Here is a 20742-nt window from a genome sequence, read left to right as displayed (position 1 = left end):
CCCCCTCTCTATACGAGTTAGAATGCGTCCTCGTAATCGCTGGCCATCCCTGAAATACGGTCGTTGTGCATAAACAACACGAGATCAACCTGCTCTTCTTCGATATAATCCGTGATGTCGACGTTTCCTTCCGCATAACGTACATCAATTGCAGATACGGTACCGAACGATTCACCTAAATAACCGAGCAACGGATTCGCATAGGAATCTTTCAACACGAGGATATGCCGATCATTGATTGGCTCTTTCTGTTCGATTTTCAATTGCGCATAGTTGTCGCCCAAAAAAAGATTATAGTAGTTGGTGAAGTCCGTTGTGTCTTCAAGAACAGCCCGGTCAAGCACTTCATGGCCGCAATCATCAAAGTTTCGACAGACTGTTGTCGTAAAGCCATCTTTTGGTTCCAAATAGGTGAATGTATCAGCCTCCTGCACGTATGAAATGGAGATTTCCCGTGCACTTGAACCATAGAAAGGCCCTTCCACCGTTTTCGTTTCCATTTTCTCGATTGATAACATTTGGAGTTCTGGATATTCGTCAGTCAACACGTTCATAATTTCCTCATACCCGATAAACGCGCCTTCCGCTCTCCAGTGATGGTCTGTCTTGAAATAGATGTCCTCACCGTCCATCTCCCTAAGTCGCTCCTCCAAGTCGATTAACGGTATATCCGCTTCGTTTATACGCTGGTGAAGCCTTTCTCGATTTTCCACGTCCACTGTTTCAATGTAACGCGGAAAAATCCCATTTCGCGCCGCATACACTGGCTTACTAGGCGCCGAAGCAAAATAGACCGGCACCTGTTGCGCCTTCATCTCCTCTTGGAACGTCTTAAAGAACTCACCAAGCGCCGAATATTCACTTGCGTTCGTCTCAGGTGAATAGAGTACACCGTCTAAACTGATGACACCATTATTCATTTGCTGTCTTAAAATGTTTCGTTGAAACCAAGCTTGGCCTTCAATCCATAAATCACGTTGAAATACTTGATCGTTGGCAGAGGATTCAAACGTCTCTGTGTACGTTCCGTCTAAAAATGACGAAACGCTGAAGGCCGGACGCTTTTCGAGCATCCGCCCTTCCACATCCGAAGACTCTTCCTCTTCACCGAGTGCAAAAACGGTTAAACCGTAAAATAGAATGCCTAGAAAACTGAACAGGATGATTGTATTTGTAATCCATGACAGTTTACGACGTGTTCGTTGATTCAGTTCATCAGATGAGATTCGTTTCATCATGCAGCCTCCCTTAGAACCGGAAATAAATAAACGGATTGAATGTGCTCGAAACGACATACGATATAGAAATCGCAAAAATAAACAATACGTAGGTCGCCCTTGCTACCCCAGCGCTTACGGCAAGTGCTGGTCGTTCTGTATTTAACTCGTGTTTCAAGAAGCGTGCCACTACATACTTCGGTATCGGTGTCGCCGCAATCATCGCTAGAAGTAGGACGACTCCGTATTGGACGAGATAGAAGTAAGCCGTCTGATTAAACAAGTCGCCTCCATGCAAGCCAAACATGACTTGTAAATAGCCGAGTGCATATTCAAAATTATCCGCACGGAAGAATACCCATCCGACGACGACGACAAACAAAGTGAACGCATGAGCGAGCCATGCCGGCCATGTCGCGAGCCATTTCCCGAGAAATGCCCGCTCCAACATGATGAAGATTCCATAGTAAAGTCCCCAGGCGATGAATGTCCAGCTCGCTCCATGCCAAACACCTGTCAACAACCAGACGATAGTTAAGTTTCGGTACGTCCTGTAGCTACCCGAGCGGTTCCCCCCGAGCGGAATATATACATAGTCTCGGAACCAACTCCCCAGTGAAATGTGCCAACGACGCCAAAACTCAGACACCGACTTCGAGATATAGGGATAGTTAAAGTTTTCGAGGAAATGGAATCCGAACATCCGTCCGAGACCAATCGCCATGTCCGAATAGCCAGAGAAGTCAAAATAGATTTGAAGCGAATAGGCGATGATTCCAATCCACGCTAACGTCGTCGATAAGTCTCCTGGTGATTGCGAGAACACCTGATCCGCCACATAGCCACAACTGTTCGCTAAAATCATTTTCTTTCCTAGACCGATGACGAATCGTTGTACACCATTCACAAAGTCATCTACGGTCTCGCGCCGGTCCACAATCTCGTCCGCGACCGTCTGATAGCGCACGATTGGACCTGCGATGAGCTGCGGGAAGAACGAGACATACAGTGCCAAATCAAAGATATTGCGTTGCAGGCGTCCATCTTGACGATAAACATCAATTACATAGCTCATCGCTTGGAACGTAAAGAATGAGATACCAAGCGGCAACGGAATCTCAGGATCATTCAACGAGAAGCCCATGACCGAGTTTACATTTTCAACGAAGAAGCTTGCATACTTGAAGACACCAAGCATTCCTAAGTTTCCGATAATCATTGCTACCATCGTCCACTTTAACGGTTTGGCTTCGTATCGGTATCGATCAACGAGTAACCCAAAGACATAGTTCATCACAATCGAAGCGAGCATGATGAGGACGAACCTCGGTTCCCCCCATGCATAAAAGAACAGACTTGCAACGAGTAGAATCGAGTTCTTGAGCACACGCGGTGATAAGAAGTAGATGAGTAAAACGACTGGTAAGAAGTAGAATAAAAAAACTGTGGAACTAAATAGCATTTTCCCTGTTCCTTTCTCCCTAAAAATTGACGATGTTTACGCGAAGGTCACGTAAAGGTCGTCAAAACGAACGGTGACGGGTTCAAGCGTCTGTACCACGTATTTATAAGACAGCTTAAAGTATTTCGCGTCCTCGATTCGTTTGATTGTTTCGTTCACGTCATTCATCCCCGGGTTGAGCGTTAAACGAAAACGTTTATTCGAGACTCGTTCTTCATCCGTGTACTGCATGAAATAAAGTTCAAAATCAATCTTCTGGTCCCCTTCGACAAACAATTGAGTCTCAATTTTAATCTCTTTGCACGGCTCAATTTTAGCATCGCCCAAAAAGATCTTTGATGGTGGAATCTCAAACTTCAAATCGAACAGCTGCACGTAAATCGAGTCCGTTTCTGCTTTTGGGAGAAAAGTCACTTCCGTCTTGTATTCTTCTTCCCGCATCGACATATGATCTTTTTGTGGACCTCGCGGGTAATAATGATAGATGGCTGGTCGAATTCGTTTTGTTGACATAAATAACGCCTCCAATTTCAAAATGCCGATACAGAAAAGAGTTGCTGTGCATCGCACAAAACAACTCATTCTGCATCCATTCAGTTGGCAAGAATCGCATCGACGATTCGTCGTGATGCTTCTCCATCACCGTATGGGTTTGATGCTTTCGACATTTTTTCATATGCCGTCTCATCCGAAAGTAACTCGTCAGCGAGTGAGTAAATCACTTCCTCGTCAACTCCCGCCAACTTGAGCGTGCCTGCGGCTACACCTTCAGGTCGTTCCGTCGTGTCACGGAGAACCAGGACAGGGACACCAAGTGATGGTGCTTCTTCTTGTACGCCACCTGAGTCTGTCAAAATCAAATGGGAAGCCGAAGCATAGTTGTGGAAATCAAATACATCGAGCGGCTCAATCAAATGCACACGATCGACATCATGTAGAATCTCGTTTGCGAGTTCACGCACGACCGGGTTCATATGGACCGGGTAAACCACTTCAATATCATCATATTTCTCAATGAGACGACGGACGGCACGGAACATATTTCGCATCGGCTCGCCAAGGTTCTCACGACGGTGTGCCGTCAACAGAACAAGTCGGCGTCCTTCGTTTCGAATCATATTGAGCAACTCACTCGAATAATCTTCACGTACCGTTGTTTTTAAAGCATCAATCGCCGTGTTTCCTGTCACGAAAATCGTATCTTCATTCTTGCCTTCGCGTAGTAAATTGTCTTTCGACGTTTCGGTCGGAGCAAAATGGAGATCAGCCATGACACCCGTCAACTGACGGTTCATCTCTTCTGGGAATGGAGAATATTTATTGTACGTCCGAAGACCTGCTTCAACGTGTCCGACGGCTACTTGATTATAAAATGCCGCTAGTGAAGCCGCGAACGTCGTTGTCGTGTCCCCATGGACGAGTACGATGTCAGGCTTCGTATCTGCAATGACCTCTCCCATGCCTTTTAGGACGCGTGATGTCACGTCATAGAGGGTCTGCTTATCTTTCATGATGTCGAGGTCATAGTCCGGCTTGATTTCAAACAATTCAAGCACTTGGTCGAGCATTTGGCGGTGCTGGGCTGTGACGACAACGATCGGTTCGACACCCTCACGTTTCTTTAACTCTAAGACGAGCGGTGCCATTTTGATGGCTTCTGGTCTCGTCCCGAATACAGTCATAACTTTTTTCATAGGTCGTTTTGCACGTCTACTCGATAGACGTACTTCCTCCTCCCGTTGCGTCACGTCGATACAGAAGACATCGCGTGACGCGTTTTTAACTTCTCTTCCGAATGGGCAGGCAAGATATACGTCTCACCGAGTTCTGTCGCATCGACGACAGTCGTCCGACGCTTCAACTTATCGGCTTTGAATGCATCTTGTTGCTCTTTCGAAAGACTGCGGAACCATTTTAAAAACTTGTTGTACTCACTGACCACTTCATTGACCGGCCCATATTCCCGGACCTCTCCGAACTCGAGCCATAGCCCGAGCGTACAGAATTGTCGGACTTGTGAGACCGAATGACTGATGAAGAAAATCGTTTTCCCTTGTTCTTTAAATTCGTTCATCTTCGCAAGGCAGCGATCCGTGAACGTCTGGTCTCCGACCGAGAGCGCCTCATCGATGACCAAAATGTCTGGATCGACATTAATCGAAATCGCAAAGCCGAGCCGAGACTTCATTCCACTCGAATACGTTTTGACCGGTTGATGAATAAAATCGCCGATATCTGCGAACTCGATGATAGCCGGAGTCAAGTCGATAATCTCTTGCTTCGTCATCCCGAGCATCAACCCTTTTAGCTCGATATTTTCAAGCCCCGTCAAATTTCCGTTTAATCCGGACGAAATGGCAATCAATGCCGTTTTCCCATGAAGCTCGATTTTCCCGTGCGTCGGAGGCATGACGTCAGCAAGCAAGTTCGACATCGTCGACTTACCTGATCCGTTAATCCCGATAATCCCGACAACTTCACCAGGTGGAACTTCAAATGTCACATTTCGGAGCGCATAAAACTGCTTTCCCGAAGCCTTGCTGAAGAAGATTTCCTTCAGCTTGTCAATCGGTTTGTTATAGAGCGTATATCGCTTCGATACATTTTCAAACTTAACCTGATACATGGTGTCCTCCTCAAATATAATCGATGAAATGTCGACGGAAACGTACATGAATCATCGATCCGACGAAGAAGAGAACGAGAACGATGGTCCAATAATAGAGGCCGTAAGCCCAGTTCGTCGCCAACCAGTCGCTTCCGAGGAACATCGATCGATACCCTTCGACTAAGTAGTAGAGCGGATTGATTTGAAGGATGCTCGCCAAGTTAGCAGGCGGCACCCAAAAAATCGGCGTCAAATACATTAACATCCGCATCATCGATTGAAGCAAGTTTTGAAGATCTCGTACAATCGTCGTAAGGGCAGAGGTAATCAGCGCGAGCGAATAGAGAAGCGCGAGCGCGCTGATTGCCAAATAAATAAACCAGAGCGAGTGCAGTCCCATCGGATAACCGAATGCCCACATCAAAATAAAGGCTGCGCCTACTAACGCTAAATGTCTATAAAATAGCGACAACAGGACATACGCGGGAATCGTCGAGATTGGAAAGCTCATTTTGGAGACCATGCCGATCTTTGAATAGACCGAACGGGCTGTGGATGTGATGGCCGAGGCGATAAAGAACCAAACGACAATCCCTGCCACGAGCCATGGCAGAAACGGCACGCCATCAATCGGCCTGCCGCTTCGAATACCAAATCCAAACACGAACCAGTAAACTCCAATCTGCAATAACGGTGTAACGAACTCCCATAAAAATCCGAGGTACTGCATCGAGTTGTTGCTTTTCGTCTCATAAGTTGCAAGACGGAAAATCAGATACAGACTCGATTTCAGTTCTGTAAAGATAGCTTTCGCGGATTTAAACATGTTCATTCACCTGAATCAAAGAACGAGATTCGTTTCCTTTGTATATTTATATAGATTTCCGTAGTTCACGACCATCACATCATCACCTGCTGGTTTCACAATGTTACGTGTATCGAAAATCATTGGACGACGCATTGTCGCTTGAAGCTCAGCAAAATCGAGTGTCTTAAACTCATTGTGGTCAACGAGTACAAGCACGAGGTCAGCGTCTTGAAGTGCCTCTTCTTTTGATACGAGATCAAAACGGCTAGACGTCGATTTTTCAACATGTCCGTCATGAACAGAGATGTTAACGCCACGATCAAGCAACAACTCAGCAATTTCTACAGCTGGGCTTTCGCGCATGTCATCGACATTTCCTTTGTATGTCACACCAAAGACTGCTACTTTCGGTGCTTCAATTCCGTCTGTTAGCTTTTGGACGTTATCGGCAACGTAAGCTGGCATCGAGACGTTCGTTTCACGTGACAAGTTGATAATTTTCGCAAGGTCAGGCGACTTCGCGACGATGAAGTACGGGTCAACAGCAAGGCAGTGTCCACCGACACCTGGTCCCGGACTGTGCAAGTTGACACGAGGATGCTTGTTCGCCATCTCGATGACATCAAGCACGTTAATATCGAGGTCGTTACAAACTTTTGCAAGCTCATTCGCGAGGGCGATGTTCACATCACGGAATGTGTTTTCCATCAATTTAGACATCTCTGCCGTCTTCGCATCCGTCTTGACGATTTCCCCTTCAACAAACGTGCCGTAAACGCGTGCGCCAGCTTCAGCACATGCTGATGTGATGCCGCCTACGATTCGGTTGTTGTGAACGAGCTCATGCAAGATTTGTCCTGGTAAAACACGCTCTGGGCAGTGAACGAGGAAAATGTCTTCGCCTACGACGAATCCAGCTTCTTCAACGAGTGGTTTGACAAAATCGTCCATCGTACGTGGCGCGATCGTCGACTCCACGATAATGACATTCCCTTTTTCTACGAACGGCAACACTTTACGCGTCGCGTCTAACACATACGTGAGGTCACAAGATTTGTGTTCGTCATCATTGTTCGGTGTCGGTACCGCGATGATGAACGCATCTGCTTTCTCTGGTGAAAGTGACGCACGGAACTTCCCTTTTGCAACGACGTCCGCTACCATTTCGCCAAGACCTGGCTCTTCGATATGGATTTCGCCGCGGTTCAATTTATCGACAACGTGTTGTGAAATATCGACTCCAACGACGTCCACGCCGTAATTTGCAAAAACTGCCGAAGTCGGTAACCCGATATATCCAAGACCTACTGTACATACTTTCATTTTGTAGTAACCTCCAAATGTTCTGATGCTCGATTTCATTCGAGCGCATGTCCATCATTTTATTTCAGTTTCGACAATAAAACAATACTCATTATACTCTTGAACAAATCCGCCACGCAATTACATTTTTATGACAATGCCGTTCCACCGTTGTCATGCTTTTCTCCTAAAATAATGCGTTCCATCTTCGGGAATAGGGCGTTAACCCCAAAGTGCTTACGGGCGTACTGCTGGAACGGTGCCGTCGCCGCCAATAATTCGACCGGTCGATCGCGATATGACAAGATTGTGTCGACGACGTCGAGCGGGTTATTAACGAGCAATTCATCAGGGTAAATCGTCTCGCTGCCTGTCCAGCGCCGAATTAACGGATAAGAGCCGGCGGCCATTCCTTCTGCCGGAGAAAGGTGAAAACTTTCCAAATCGCTCATTGACAACACGAAGCCAATCTTTTGCAACCAGGTATCCACGTCATCCCCGTGACCATCGAAATGGACATGTCCTTTCAAAGGTGGCTGTTCAATCCGTTGTAAGAACGACTCATAATATGTCCGTTCCTCTTCCCGCTTCGCAATCCAATATACTTCACTCGGATGATGCCCTTTAAAGAACAAGTGATAGCGGTTATCTTGCGCGAGTAAACGTTCCAATACGTCAAGTGCTAAGTCTGGACGTTTCAGTTTCGGGTTGATGCCAATCATCCCGAGATGGAACGGCAAGGCTTTGTCATATTTTGGTTTATCCAACTTGTCTCCATCGACAGCATTATACAGCATCGTCATCTTATGACGCGGGATGTGGAACAGGCGACTCATCTCCTCAAGCATATAAGGCGAGACGAGAATGATTCGGTCGATATTATCGAGCTCATACTCATTCGGGAATGGCGTCTCTTTTTCCTGCCGATGAATCCGGACGATGAGGCGTTGATGGGGTAACTTGTGATGTGAATACCAAACCGCATTCCCAAGCCCCCACTCACAAAAGATGATGTCAGCCGCTTCAAGGCATGCTTTACTATGGTTTACATCGTGAATTTTATGGCCTTCCCACTCATCGACGAGAACACGATAGCGTGGATTTCCCTGGAAACGTTCCATGAACATCCGGATGAATTTCAAATCGTGGCCCGCGAACAAAATCGTCGTCGGCCGCATTTCCCAAATCGCCTCACGTAAGCGCGCATACGTGCTCGAAAACGTATAAAACTTCGTCATATTATATAGTCGTTCTGCGGCATCTCGATAAATGGCAGGGTGTGTAAATGCGAGTTCAACTTTTTCGATAAATTCCGCTTCTGAGTTGACGAAAAGCGGATAGCTCGAGCCGAGCAACATTTCATGCATCCTGTTACGGTTTAACAAAACCGGTTTACCGAGCGCGCCGTATTCCAGCAGCTTCGTCGACAACTCGAGGCTATCATCTAAATCAGGATGGCGCCAAGACAATCCGATGTCGCTCGAGGCGATTAACGTTTCAACCTCGGCACGCGGAATCCCTTTCAACCAGTCGACTCCTTCGTCTGTTTGAAGACGGCTCGTCACTTCTTTACGGAAGTTCGGGTTATTCGGATCTTGGTTGAACTTATCTCCTGCCACTTTTAACGTGACGTCCGGCATTCTGTTTCGCGTTTGTTGAAACGCATCCAAGATTTCGCTCGAATACCAAAGTGGCGCGAATTTCCCAGTGTAGACGAGCTGTTTGCCCTCCCGTTTAAACGTCGGTACTTCCTCACGCATATTCGGAATCATTGGATTCAGAATTAAAAACGGACGCGGTGTTTCCAGGAATGTCTCGAAGTACTCTTTCATTTCTGCTGTCTGGCAGAGCATACGAGCAGAAAGACTTGCGATGGTTTTCAAGCGAGCGAGCTCTTCTTGTGACGCTTCGGAATGGTCGTGTGTAAAGTCGGTGATGTACGTCCATGTCTTTTTCATCGTGTCGGGGTAGGACGTCAATTCATAAGCGAGTTGGAAACCACGGATGAACGCCATATCGTACCCGTTCGTTTGAACGAGCTCGTGAATGAGTTGGGCCGCTTCATCTGCCTGAAGCACTTTCTTCTCATAGTACGGCTCATCTCGCTTCGTTGACTGTTCGCTGAACACGTCAATAAAATTGACACGTTCGAGCTGTTTGATTGAGGCCGTCACTTCCGGTTTGACAATCGAACGTTTTAATAAGACATCCACTTCTAGGTTCGGGTCTTGGTTTAACATATGGACGACTGATGTAAGCCAGATGGCCGAGCCGTCAATCAAGTTTAAGTTGACGTCGCCATACACTAACACTCGTAATTGCTTGGCTTTCATCGTGTCACCTCCTGTCTTGACGCCTCATCCATCGAGGCACCATCTTTCACGTATTGATAAGGGTCTACACTAAACATCCGTTTGCCCGAGCGTGCAAGTTCTCGCAAACTCTCATCGGCAAGGAAACGATGTAGTGCCGCATCAACCGTGTCGAAACGTAGCGCCGACGGCTTGATTAACGAGCGAGAAGGTATCGCATCGAACACGTAACGGAACGATTCATCATGGTCATGCTTTTGAAGTACGCCCTCATAAGAGTAATAGTCTGCTTTCGTCAGGATGTCCGCCTCCGCGTAGCGGGAAGCGAGCAAGTAGTCTGATAGATAATCCGGTCCGTAATAGTCATTCGGGTTCAAATAGGTGACCCACTCGAACGGCTCCAAAATTTCTGTCAATGACGTGTAGTGCTCCAAGTAGCTTCGCATGTATGTCGAGACCGATTCTGTGTTGTACGTGTTGTATACATCGATGTGGTCTTCAAACTTATCAAGGAAGAGAATCAGTTTTTTATGCGGATAACGCTGTGCTTCGAATTGAGCGACGGCCGTTTCGGCTTCTTGTTTCGAAGCGACGAACGCGAGCACGGCGACCTCTTCATGATCGACCCGATATGGAATGCCGACGTCTTGTACGATTTTAGCGAGACGCTGCGTATACGTATGGTACGTCAACACATGACGCATGCCGCCAATCGCGACGTCTTCATAAAACGACTCATCTGTCATGAGACGACGGAACGTCTCATCCAAATCTGACTCGCCATCATCTAAGAAGACGTAGTCCCCAAGCATCGCCTCGACCCCAATCGAGCGCGTACTGACGACTGGCGTCGCACAGGCGAGACCTTCGAACACGCGTCTAGAAAACATCGTCGGTGAATCGTTCACCGAGTTGACGTTTAACATGACTTTAAACCCTTTATACGCTTTGGCGATTTGATTGTATTTCAGACTTCCGCGAATCGAGTGACGGAACTGTTCAGGAAATTGGAGCTGGTCGCTCTCTCCTCGTTGATTGATGGCATAGTTTCGGTCATAAATCGCGAGGCCATATTGATCCGCCGCCGCAAACAACCGATCCATGTCGGCTTTCCGCGACTCGTGTCGATTCGCATAATACGATCCGGCAAAACAGGCGTATGGCTCACGCGTGCCCGGTAGGCGAATCGGGTTATGCTCTTTCGGTTGGGCTGCAAACGGTAGAGCATCCACGCGTTCGTGACCGCAATCACGTTTATAGTCCGGGACACGATTCAAGTCGGTCGTATACACATAGTCAAAGCGCTGGGCCGTTTCGATAAAACGATCATAGTGAATCGGGTCTTCTTTGTTCCAAAATACGGTCGGAATATTTTGATGGCGACACCAAGACAGAAGGTCGTCGAGCTCTTCCCATGTGTTCGTGCCATATTTGACGATTTTCTTTTCCCATGCCCCACGATTCCCTTTCCAAGCAGACTCGACGATTAAGACGTCCGGCTGCTCATCGAGTAGCGTTGCCCGCCAATTGTCTGGTGTGAAGGTAATGAGTTGGCATTCCGGCTCGTAAGAAGCCATTGTGAATTCGTCAAAGATGGCAGCAACTTTCAATTCGTGCAGCTCTCTTGGTCGCTGAGCAAAGAGACGGGCCTCACGGACATCAAGAAAGTCCGGATGTTCACGACCGTCACTGACAAGTTCTTCTGCGACACGGATGCGGTCAATGACAGCTTCCCCGCTCCCATCCACACGAAGCGCAAAGCGAAGGAAACGAATACCGCGATCGAAGTAAAACACTTTCTCACTACCAAGTTGAACTTGTTGCATAAGTTGACGCTCAGTCTCTGAATAGGCGACCAAGTAGAGGACGACGTTCGCATTTTCTCCAGCAGAGCCATCGACCGTCACGCGATAACGACAGTTCGCTTTCACCTCAAACGGGTATTCGACGGGTAATTTTTTAAAACTGTTGTTCATCTCAGCATAAGAGATATACCGTCGCTTATCATCTTCTCCTTTCAAGTCGATGACGAGCTGGTCCGCCTTGGACTTCAACTTGATCACATCTGGAGCAGGAATCGTCCACATCGATGGCTTCAATGAAAACAGTTCTTCTTGGCGGACGCTCTTCTCTCGAATCATCCCAAGCGCTAAGTCGCGCAACTCCCCCTGACCATTTACGCGCACGAAATAACGGAGCGAACGATGTGACGGTGCAATCCGGATAATCCCACTCAAGCCAAGCGGGATTTCAACCAACTTATCTCGTCCTGCTTTCGTATAAGTCGCGACAAACAGCGAGGCATCGGCCCCGCCGTTCGTTTCTCCTTTGAAATAGAAACGATATAAGTCATCGTCCATATCCCCGGTCGAGAAGTCAATCCCTCTTCCCGTGTCCACATGAGGAAGCTCAGCTTCTCCGACACCATAATGCGCATATTGATTCCCTTCTGCGCTCAAGACGAGCCGGTCACTTTCCCATCTGGCGACCGTGCGTTCCGGTGTCATCGAACGGAGGTTTGACTCATCGAGTGGTAACATAAATGCGAAATCTTCATCTTTTACGTTTGATGTCGAACCTTCTCCATGCCAAATCGACGCTTCCCCGATTCGGATGTCGATCATACTGAACGTACCGGATCCATGAATATCGAGGTGAGCACGAAGAATCTTTTCTCCCATTCCGAGGGCGACTTCTTCTTTCTGTCCGTTCTGCAAGGTGATCTGTCGGGTACGCCCACCTTTACGGTACACTTCAAGACGAAGCGTCGGTTCCACGCTGTCGCGTGACTTGATTCGAAGCGTCGATGTAAATGACTTCATATTCTCACCGAGCAAAGAATCGATGGCGACGACGTCACTTTTCCCGTCTGGACGGTAGGTCAGCACGATCGGCTCATCGTTTGTGACTGTAAAATCTGTCCCTTCCATATAAATATGTGAAGAGCGGGTAAACCACCCCGGTGCGACTTCACGCCATGCTTGCCCTTTTTGTTGACTCGTCTTCTTGAGCACTTTTCGCCCAAGCCGTTTCGAACGTTGCACCCCTAAATAGGCAGCGCGACGTGCTTTTTTCTGCCATTCCATCTTATTTCCTCCGTGTAAACCGTAGTGATTGTGAAACGAAGTGACAACTTTGCCACTTCGCCACGTTTTTATTTATTTAACTTTCGCGCGACGGCCTGTGCCTTCAAAATCGCTTTCCCTGCTTTCGACTGTGTCAAACGGCGATAACGTTTGTCGAGAACGTCGTACTTCTGACGCCAGTCCGTGATAGCTTGTTCTTTTTGATCGAGCGATTTGACCGTCCATTCGAACGTGTACAACAGCTCTCCGTACTTTTGAACGAGGCGACGGTATTTTTGACGAAGTAAGCGTTCATCGTGTTTTAAGCGTCGAATCTCTTGTTGTTGCTGCTCAAGACGTTGTTTCAATAGACCGATTTCTTTTTCAAGTTCGTTACTCATTCCGTCACCTCACATGTATGCGTCAAAATATAGACGTTTTAGTTCTTGCAGTTGCCCAGTTTCATAAAGATCGACAAATTGCTTAACCCGTGGGCTCTTCAACTCAATCGGTCTATATTGCTCGATAATCGTATAAAGTTTCGCAACGTTGTCGTCAAAATCTTCTGAGCGGCTTAAACGTAAGAAGACCAAGTACCACATCTCAAAGAAGCGTTCGAAGCGAGTCGCACGATACTCATCCAGCACACCTTCACGCGCAAAAGCTTTCGCGCGTGCCGTCTCACGGATGACACATTTATCGAAATATTTCTTCGTAATCGTATTCACTGTCGAACCGGCTACAGCCGCGTAGTAATCATGTATCGTCAAATCGACTAGGGCCACGCGTCCGGCTCGTAAGAACATTTCTTGGAAGAAGAGGGAATCCTGTCCGACGGCGCCGATGACCTGTTCGAGTCCGTTCGCTGTCAAGAAAGATTTTTTAATGACCATCGTCTGAATGCTCTGCACTTTGAAATGATGCTTGAGCAAGTATGCTCTTGGGTCGTCTATCATTTTAACGCCACCTGGTTCAAGCTCGTTTAGCTCAATCATCGCTTCGCGCGTAGCCAGCTTCAACATGCTCCCAACGGCTAAATCAAGCGAGTCATCCTGCATGAGACGGAACAATTCAGCATACCCGTCATTGACCGCCTCGTTGTCCGGATCAAGGAAAGCAATGTAAGGGGTTGTTGCGAGTTCGACGCCTTTGTTCCGAGGGCGTGACGCGCTACCGCTACCGCCATCATTGAACGAGTACGTGTAGACGTTCGAGTATTCGCGCGTAAGACGCTCAATGTAACTCGTCGTCTCCTGTTCAGTCGACCCGTCATCAACGAGCCAAATTTCCATATCATCGAACATCGAGCTTCGACGTAAACTAGAAAAACATTTGTTGTATAGGTAGCGTCCATTATTGTAAATCGGAACGATGACCGACAGTTTGTACGTACCAGGCGGATTGACCACAAACCGGGCACTCGTCTCCAACTGTTCAAAGCGGTCGATCACATATCCGCTTCCTCTGATTTCTTCACTGCCGTCAATCACTCCGAGCGAAATGTGTGCCGCTTGGAACAATGTCTGGGCCACGTCGTCATATCGTTCGACATAGACGTGCTCAAGACCCTCAGGAGCAGGTTTCGTCACGAAATGCACGTCCGTATATTTGAATGCATTTACTAAATCTTCTATATAGTAATCGAGATACGTGAAACGGCTGTCAAACACCGTGACGTAATCGACATGGAGCAAGTCTTGCTCCGTCAGTTCTTCTTCGGCGACGAAACGTGTATGTGGATAAGATTGGATGTCAAAATCTGCTTTCGCTTTCGTCAAATCGCCTCGTCCGATGACAAGGACATCTCGTTGCACCGAGCGTGAAATCCCGAGCGCGAAGAGCATCTCATTGAAGCGGTCGTACATCGTGTGATTCGTGAACACGTTGCGAACCCCTGATAACTGATGCGCATACCGCTCCGCTTCCGTTTTGAACATCTCGAGAATCCCTTTCGCATCGAGCGCGCTCGTCGCGATGAAGACGTTTGGAAAATCGTTGTTGACGGCCACGTTATAGTTCGTCAAGACGAGGTTTCCTCGTGCCTGCGCCTCGTAAATCTCGCGCGCCGTCATCGTCGGGCTCGCTTTCACTTCGTTCACGTGTAAAATCCAATCGCTTGCGCGTTTCAAGCGTTCCCCCTCGTCCACTTCCGCCAATACGAGGGCATCATTCAGTTCTTTTGGCGCTTTCGACTTGACCGATTTATCCGCTTCACGGAGGACAAGTAACTCTTTCCCTGCTTGACGCACGCCGTCAGCGAGGACCAATAAATCTTTCGAGAACCGTTGCACGGGGAAACGATTTGTCACCAAGACGCGTTCAGACTTTTCTGTCGCCATCCCAATCGGATTAAAACGGAGCGGGTCAATCCCAGGACGAATCACGAAGACTCGATCATGACCAGCTTCTTCGACGTAGTCAGCTACGCGCTCTTCGTTCGCTGTAAAGATATAGTCACACTCTGCAGCAAGCGAAGAGAACCGGTCGAAATGATTCGTATCGAGTGTCGTCTCGAAGACGACAGGGACTTCTTTCCGCCTTGCTTGACGAATCAGTTTAATGAGCCATTCCCTTGAATGGGACATGGGCATCCCCATATAGTGGAACGCCGTCGTCTCGTCTTCGACGAGAGCGGCAGAAATTAAAAGGAAGTCAATCGGTTGCGCGTCTACGACTGCTAAGAAACCAGATACGTTATCGAAACGATACGTGTGGCAAAGACGATCAAGCTCTTCGGCTCGTTTTGTTGGTCCAACGAAGGCGACGTGTACGTTTGTCCGTTCATAAAACGCGCATCCGTTTGACGCAATCGGTGTCGGTAAGTCTTTTGGCATACGGGCCCGTGCATCAGTCACTTCTCTTTTGAGTTCTTGCGTCTGGACCGCGCGCAGGCGGTCATCTAGATGAGGTTGTTGTGCAGCTTTTGAAAGGGACGGGAGGTCGTCAATCAGTATGAGTTCATCACCGGTTAACTTCCCTTTTTCGTCCATTCGACTTTTCTCATCTTTCAACCACTTGACGTGCTGTTGCAAATCGCGCAGTGTCGTTTTCACATCCATACGTTCGCTCCACCTTTTCCGTTAGTCGTTCTTATTTTATCAATAACTCATTGTATTTTGTTGAGTCACATCCTTCTGTATAGTAACAGAGTTACATGTCACTCGCAATTCGCTCACGCAAGCGTTTCCGATACGACAAGATACGACAAAAAAGACGTACCGGAACGATGTCCGATACGTCTGAAGATTTTTATTCTTTCACGTCGACGATACGTCCTTCGGTCGTCGGTGTGATTTCCCCGAGTCCAAGCATATGGTCGCGCAAGTTCTGCCAGTCGCTGAGACCGAGGTCATTGACGCGTCCGTCTTTGAATGCCGCTTCGAACTCAACGTAGTTGTCGCCACCCGTTGCTGTGTAGTAGTTCGTTGCGATTTTGTACGTACCGTTCGGATCGATGGTCACATCGTTCGCTCCATCATTGTACGTTACCTTGACGATTCGCTCGTTCGCCGGCTTCGAGCTGTCAAACTCCACCTTGAGACCTGATACTTGAAGGAAGCCGCCGCTTTCACGTGGATACGCGCTAACGCTACGCTCAAACGCTGCCAACAACTCGCTACCTTTCAATTCCATGATCGAGAGGGTGTTCCCGAATGGAAGCACCGTGATGACTTCTCCTGTCGTCACAGGACCTTCATCGATGCCAGCGCGAATACCGCCGGCGTTTTGCACGGCCGCGATGACACTTGAGTCAAACTCTCTCGCTTTCGCAAGCATGCCGTCCGCAATCAAGTTACCAAGTGCCGTCTCGTTGGCACGGACGCTGGCGTCTGAAGGGTCAGAGAAACGTGGGTTGAGAAGTGGGGCTGTGAGCGTCACGCCAATCGGCTCGTTGCTGATGCGATCGACTTCTTCTTTAAACGGTGCAAGGAGTTGGACGGCACGCGCATCCGGCTCAAGTCCTTTCACATCAATCAAGCGGCCTTCGTGAGCAATGATTTTCCCATCTTTGTCGAACTCGACATCAAGTGTGCCGAGAAACTCGCTGTATTGATAAGCATGGACGATGAGGGTCGGTTCTGTTTTACCTTCCGTGACCACGACAGGCTTGTCTAAACGTGTATGCGTGTGTCCACCGATGATGATGTCGATTCCGTCGACATTTTCTGCCAAGAGCTGATCGTTATCCATATTTGGGTTATCATCGAATCCAAGGTGAGAGACAGCGACGATTTGATCAACACCCATCGCCTCAAACGCTTCGACTGCTTTTTTCGCCTCGTCGATATAGTTTTGGAATTTGACCGGTCCCGGGCTCGCGATGTTCGCTGTATCTTCTGTCGTCAAGCCGAAGAATCCGACCTTTTTCCCATCAACGACTTTAATGATGCCCTCATAAAGACGTCCGTTTACCGGTTTTGTCGTAATTTCGTCACGGAAGAGACGGTTCAAGTACTGATCGCCCGAGTAGTCGACGTTCGAGCTGACGAACGGGAAGTTCGCATAGCGGACGAAGTCAGCGAATTCTTTATGTCCCGCGTCTGTCCCGAGGTCAAACTCGTGGTTACCCGGTACCATCATGTCATACTTCATATAATTCATGAGCTTGAGGTCGGCTTGGCCTTTGAACTCGTTGAAATAGAGTGATCCGGAGAAGACGTCCCCTGCATCAATCAAGAGAGCATCAGGTTTTTCAGAACGAATTTGCTTGACTGCCGTCGCGCGGTTCGGCGCGTAACGCAACGCCGCGTGCGTGTCGTTCGTGTGCATGATCGAAAGTTGATAACCAACGACTTGGTAAGGGACTTCGAGCGTGATTGTCTTCCCTTTGTTCGTATATGTAGCCGTTGCCACGAACTCGCCAACCTTGCTCGTATCAATCCCGCTCCATCGTACTGGTTTTTCATATGTGCCACTGACGAATTGGACTTGTTGCTTCACGATGCCTGTCGCCGGCTTTCCTTGTTTGAAGACGAGCGGTTCTTTAGGTGCGACGATTGCCATCGGGTAATCGAGGACGCGGACGCGTTTCTCAACGACCAACCCTTTCCCTTTGACAATCCCACGTGCCGTTTGAAACTCCCCGAGCTTTTTCATGTTGACGCTCGACTTATACCAATGAATCGGCGCCCCTTTATATGTAGCATCTAACGCCTTGTCAAGGTCTCCGCCTGAAACGTAACCTGAACCGAGCGAGACAGCTTTCGCTTTCGTCGCAACGCCTGGTGCCGCCTCTGCCACCGCTGCTGGGGTGAGCGCTGCCGTTGAAACCGCAGCTACCGCAAGTGCCGTGTAGAGCCTCCGTGTCGTTTTCTGTGCCATAAACCATTTCCCCTTTCAGTTTTCGTGAACAGAATCCGATTTGGTAAACGCTTACATAGTGAAACCCCAGCGAGTCGCTTTCCTCGCCATGATCTTCTTGTTACGTCTTCTCGTCTCCATTCACTCTACTCCTAATGTACCGGATATTGTGGCAGGCAACAATCACGAATTGAAGATTTTAAAACTTTTTACAATTTTCACAAGAAAACATTTTCCATATTTAATAAACATTAGAAACACATAACTTCTTGTTTCTATATAATGGTTTTGATAAAGGAGGAGAATTCATATGTATAAAAAATGGTTCATGGTTTTCATCATCACGCTCGTCACGTTCACAATGGCAAACGTCGAAGCGTCGTCGTCACCATACAAGACGCTCGAATCGACCCAGTTGAAAGTGTCCGCGAGTTCTAAAGCAAAAACAATCCAAACGCTCAAAGTGAACACGAACGTTTCGCTCATCTCGACACAGAACGGGTGGGCCCATATCCAAGTCGGTAAGACGAGAGGATACGTCCCGTTCAAGAGTGTCTTGCCCCTTGAAATCCCAATCAAAGACCACGGCTTGAATCAGGTCATGACGTATAAAGGGACGGACATTGCCAGCGTCAGCGGGAAAAGTGCAAAAATTGCTCCGGCGCTACTCCCCTTCTTCAAACAGAACGCCGCCGCGCTGCGAAGTACGCTCGCAAAACCAATCATCGAAAATAACACAATTGTAGGATTTCATACATTGACAATCGGTTTCTTCGTTCCGGTCGACAAAACGTTTACGCTCGATAAACAAGCAGCCTCACGTATCGACAGTTTGTCACTGCAAGTTCGAAAAAACATCACCGTGACGACGGCCGGTCCGCTTCGTCAAGTCGTCTTGAACGCATCCCCATATTTCGCCCCATCAACAGAGGAGAGAATGAACGTGACGTTAAACGGTCCGATTCGACAATTCCATAGCGACGGGGTCTTCAACCTGAAAGGAAAAGGCAGGATTGACCGCTGGGACGTCGCGAAGGAAACGTTGTATTCGTTCTCGATTCAGGCACACTACAACGGAGAAATCGGATATTTAAATATGAAAAATGAAGACGGAATGGTTCGAGGGTCGAATACGTTTACCGTACACGCGGTTTCCGGACCATCAAAAGCTTCAGTGATTGACGGAACAAATGGCGTGTTGGGAACGACAAAAGTCACAAAGATTATCCAAGGCAAGCGAATGGGGAACGAAGAAAAAGTCATTAATCAAATGTGGCCCAAGGTGACAGCCGCTCAGCTCGAACGGCTACTCAACCAGTTGAACATTCCTCATTCCCCTGAACGAATGGACGCCTATGTCAAAGCGTTCACACAAAATCATAGCGCCGATGCGAACAAGCGACTTGTCGCCAGTAGAGAGGACGTAAGTTTTATCGTCCGAACAGTCGATACGGTCCTGTCCATGAGACAATCAAGCCCGCCTTACGTCTCCATTGACAATGGGCGTGTGACCGTCAAGACAAATCATCTCGTAAGAAAAAGAAGCGAGTCACCCGCTTCTTATAAACGAAGTGTGACGGCTGTCATAAAAGATGATGTTTTATATTCCATCACGTTTAAACGCGAAGAAGACCCGACCATTGATTTCAAAGCGTACGAACATGACAACGGTCGATACATCACAACAACCAGCCCGGGCAGTTATCGGGTCATCACCATTGACGATAACATGGTGAAAGGATTCACTTACGACATCCAACAGCAGGCGGAACTTGATCAGCAATATGGAAAAGGTTACTTTGAACTCGTTCGCCTGAACGAAAACGCCCCTAAGTCTTACAATCAACCGGCCCCTGTCTTCGAGGCCAAAATCGTCAAGCACGGATATGCTTCTTACTTGGTCGTCCGTTCAAACGATCGGAACTGGATTAAAAACGTCCATTCCTATACGTTACCGGTCAATAAAAATTACATCGCCGGTGGTCAAGTGATCTCAGACAAAATCGACATCGGTAACTGGCCTCCGAATGATTCTGTCGTCCTCTCTCACTATGACGGAAAGATGAACGATGGGCTCGTCGTCAAGGCTTACGGCTATCAAAACGCAAAACTAAAATAAGACAAGGTCATCTCGCGCGCGAGATGACCTTGTCTTATTTCGGTTGACTAATAATCGTGACCCAGGCGTTCGAGAACGGCCCAGCGATAATCGCATAGTCAGACGGTTTCGCCAAATTTAGCAGACGACCGTTTTGGTAGAAATAAAGGTTCGTGACGACGCCGCCACCTGATGCGCCGATTGTGATGCCACGCGCCGTGAGCGTTTCATCCGGGTCGACAATGATCGAGACGACCGAATCAACGCGATCGCGTCGAATCGTCAAATAGCCACGGCTGTCAATCACAGCCGACTTAAACCCAAGTGGATAGTGCGACGCGTTGGCATGAATGTAAGGGCCGTTCACCGGGTCAAATCGGAGCGCCATCCCACTGAACGTGAGTGAGTCCCCTGTCACCGACGGTAAAAGCCCGGAGTTTGCGTCCGCATCATCCTCAGCCCGAGTCCATAACACTCCGGTCAGTAACAACATACAAGCAATTGCGATTTGCATCCATGTTCGCATCGATTGTTTCATTCGTTTTTCTGTACGACTCATAGTTCCTCCC

Annotated in this window: 13 protein-coding genes and 1 pseudogene; 1 reads left to right on the top strand and 13 read right to left on the bottom strand. The window is 48.1% G+C overall.

Features of this window, described 5'->3' with window-relative positions; genetic code table 11:
* Positions 1-17 precede the first annotated feature (17 nt).
* The 12 genes and pseudogenes from RT52_RS12890 to RT52_RS12835 form a co-directional block, all read right to left on the bottom strand.
* A complete protein-coding gene (locus RT52_RS12890; RefSeq protein ID WP_245175547.1) occupies positions 18-1235 on the bottom strand; it encodes a DHHW family protein in 1218 nt (405 codons plus the stop codon).
* A gap of 13 nt (positions 1236-1248) precedes the next feature.
* On the bottom strand, positions 1249-2679 hold the full coding sequence (locus RT52_RS12885) for an MBOAT family O-acyltransferase (protein WP_034817854.1): 1431 nt from the start codon (positions 2677-2679) through the stop codon (positions 1249-1251).
* Positions 2680-2715: 36 nt separating this feature from the next.
* Positions 2716-3192: a hypothetical protein gene (locus RT52_RS12880; protein WP_034817853.1), complete on the bottom strand. Its 477-nt coding sequence runs from the start codon at positions 3190-3192 to the stop codon at positions 2716-2718.
* An 80-nt stretch (positions 3193-3272) separates the two neighbouring features.
* Positions 3273-4373 carry a non-hydrolyzing UDP-N-acetylglucosamine 2-epimerase gene (gene wecB / locus RT52_RS12875; RefSeq protein WP_034817852.1) on the bottom strand — a complete coding sequence of 367 codons (1101 nt, stop codon included), beginning with the start codon at positions 4371-4373 and terminating at the stop codon, positions 3273-3275.
* Positions 4374-4531: 158 nt separating this feature from the next.
* Positions 4532-5305: pseudogene (tagH, locus tag RT52_RS12870) on the bottom strand (teichoic acids export ABC transporter ATP-binding subunit TagH); the annotation flags it as partial.
* A 10-nt stretch (positions 5306-5315) separates the two neighbouring features.
* A complete protein-coding gene (locus tag RT52_RS12865; protein ID WP_034817850.1) occupies positions 5316-6113 on the bottom strand; it encodes an ABC transporter permease in 798 nt (265 codons plus the stop codon).
* Between the two features lie 15 nt (positions 6114-6128).
* On the bottom strand, positions 6129-7418 hold the full coding sequence (locus tag RT52_RS12860) for a nucleotide sugar dehydrogenase (RefSeq protein WP_034817849.1): 1290 nt from the start codon (positions 7416-7418) through the stop codon (positions 6129-6131).
* 128 nt (positions 7419-7546) lie between these two features.
* On the bottom strand, positions 7547-9730 hold the full coding sequence (locus tag RT52_RS12855; RefSeq protein ID WP_034817848.1) for a glycosyltransferase: 2184 nt from the start codon (positions 9728-9730) through the stop codon (positions 7547-7549).
* Positions 9727-12795, bottom strand: a complete 3069-nt coding sequence (locus tag RT52_RS12850; protein WP_034817847.1) for a CgeB family protein — start codon at positions 12793-12795, stop codon at positions 9727-9729. The genes RT52_RS12855 and RT52_RS12850 overlap by 4 nt, the downstream gene beginning before the upstream one ends.
* A gap of 68 nt (positions 12796-12863) precedes the next feature.
* Positions 12864-13175, bottom strand: a complete 312-nt coding sequence (locus RT52_RS12845) for a hypothetical protein (RefSeq protein ID WP_034817846.1) — start codon at positions 13173-13175, stop codon at positions 12864-12866.
* A 9-nt stretch (positions 13176-13184) separates the two neighbouring features.
* Complete coding sequence (locus tag RT52_RS12840; RefSeq protein WP_034817845.1) at positions 13185-15833, bottom strand: glycosyltransferase family A protein; 2649 nt, start codon at positions 15831-15833, stop codon at positions 13185-13187.
* A gap of 190 nt (positions 15834-16023) precedes the next feature.
* Positions 16024-18096: a bifunctional metallophosphatase/5'-nucleotidase gene (locus RT52_RS12835; protein ID WP_034817844.1), complete on the bottom strand. Its 2073-nt coding sequence runs from the start codon at positions 18094-18096 to the stop codon at positions 16024-16026.
* A gap of 289 nt (positions 18097-18385) precedes the next feature.
* Between RT52_RS12835 and RT52_RS12830 the strand changes: the two genes are divergently transcribed.
* Complete coding sequence (locus RT52_RS12830; RefSeq protein WP_034817843.1) at positions 18386-20194, top strand: hypothetical protein; 1809 nt, start codon at positions 18386-18388, stop codon at positions 20192-20194.
* Positions 20195-20228: 34 nt separating this feature from the next.
* Here RT52_RS12830 and RT52_RS12825 read toward each other — a convergent pair whose 3' ends face one another.
* Positions 20229-20732 (bottom strand): hypothetical protein, encoded by a 504-nt coding sequence (locus tag RT52_RS12825; RefSeq protein WP_245175545.1) that lies wholly within the window; start codon positions 20730-20732, stop codon positions 20229-20231.
* Between the last annotated feature and the right edge of the window lie 10 nt (positions 20733-20742).

Source organism: Exiguobacterium alkaliphilum 12/1 (assembly GCF_000714435.1).
GTDB lineage: Bacteria > Bacillota > Bacilli > Exiguobacteriales > Exiguobacteriaceae > Exiguobacterium > Exiguobacterium alkaliphilum.
The sequence above is the reverse complement of the archived record's forward strand: the minus strand, read 5'-3'. Positions and strand labels throughout refer to the sequence as shown.

Bases quoted from the DNA above. Each gene is read 5' to 3' on its own strand.
- RT52_RS12865 (WP_034817850.1), bottom strand. From the start codon at position 6,113: ATGTTTAAATCCGCGAAAGCTATCTTTACAGAACTGAAATCGAGTCTG.
- RT52_RS12850 (WP_034817847.1), bottom strand. From the start codon at position 12,795: ATGGAATGGCAGAAAAAAGCACGTCGCGCTGCCTATTTAGGGGTGCAA.
- RT52_RS12860 (WP_034817849.1), bottom strand. From the start codon at position 7,418: ATGAAAGTATGTACAGTAGGTCTTGGATATATCGGGTTACCGACTTCG.
- RT52_RS12890 (WP_245175547.1), bottom strand. From the start codon at position 1,235: ATGAAACGAATCTCATCTGATGAACTGAATCAACGAACACGTCGTAAA.
- RT52_RS12835 (WP_034817844.1), bottom strand. From the start codon at position 18,096: ATGGCACAGAAAACGACACGGAGGCTCTACACGGCACTTGCGGTAGCT.
- RT52_RS12885 (WP_034817854.1), bottom strand. From the start codon at position 2,679: ATGCTATTTAGTTCCACAGTTTTTTTATTCTACTTCTTACCAGTCGTT.
- RT52_RS12825 (WP_245175545.1), bottom strand. From the start codon at position 20,732: ATGAGTCGTACAGAAAAACGAATGAAACAATCGATGCGAACATGGATG.
- RT52_RS12845 (WP_034817846.1), bottom strand. From the start codon at position 13,175: ATGAGTAACGAACTTGAAAAAGAAATCGGTCTATTGAAACAACGTCTT.
- RT52_RS12840 (WP_034817845.1), bottom strand. From the start codon at position 15,833: ATGGATGTGAAAACGACACTGCGCGATTTGCAACAGCACGTCAAGTGG.
- RT52_RS12880 (WP_034817853.1), bottom strand. From the start codon at position 3,192: ATGTCAACAAAACGAATTCGACCAGCCATCTATCATTATTACCCGCGA.
- RT52_RS12855 (WP_034817848.1), bottom strand. From the start codon at position 9,730: ATGAAAGCCAAGCAATTACGAGTGTTAGTGTATGGCGACGTCAACTTA.
- wecB (WP_034817852.1), bottom strand. From the start codon at position 4,373: ATGAAAAAAGTTATGACTGTATTCGGGACGAGACCAGAAGCCATCAAA.
- RT52_RS12830 (WP_034817843.1), top strand. From the start codon at position 18,386: ATGTATAAAAAATGGTTCATGGTTTTCATCATCACGCTCGTCACGTTC.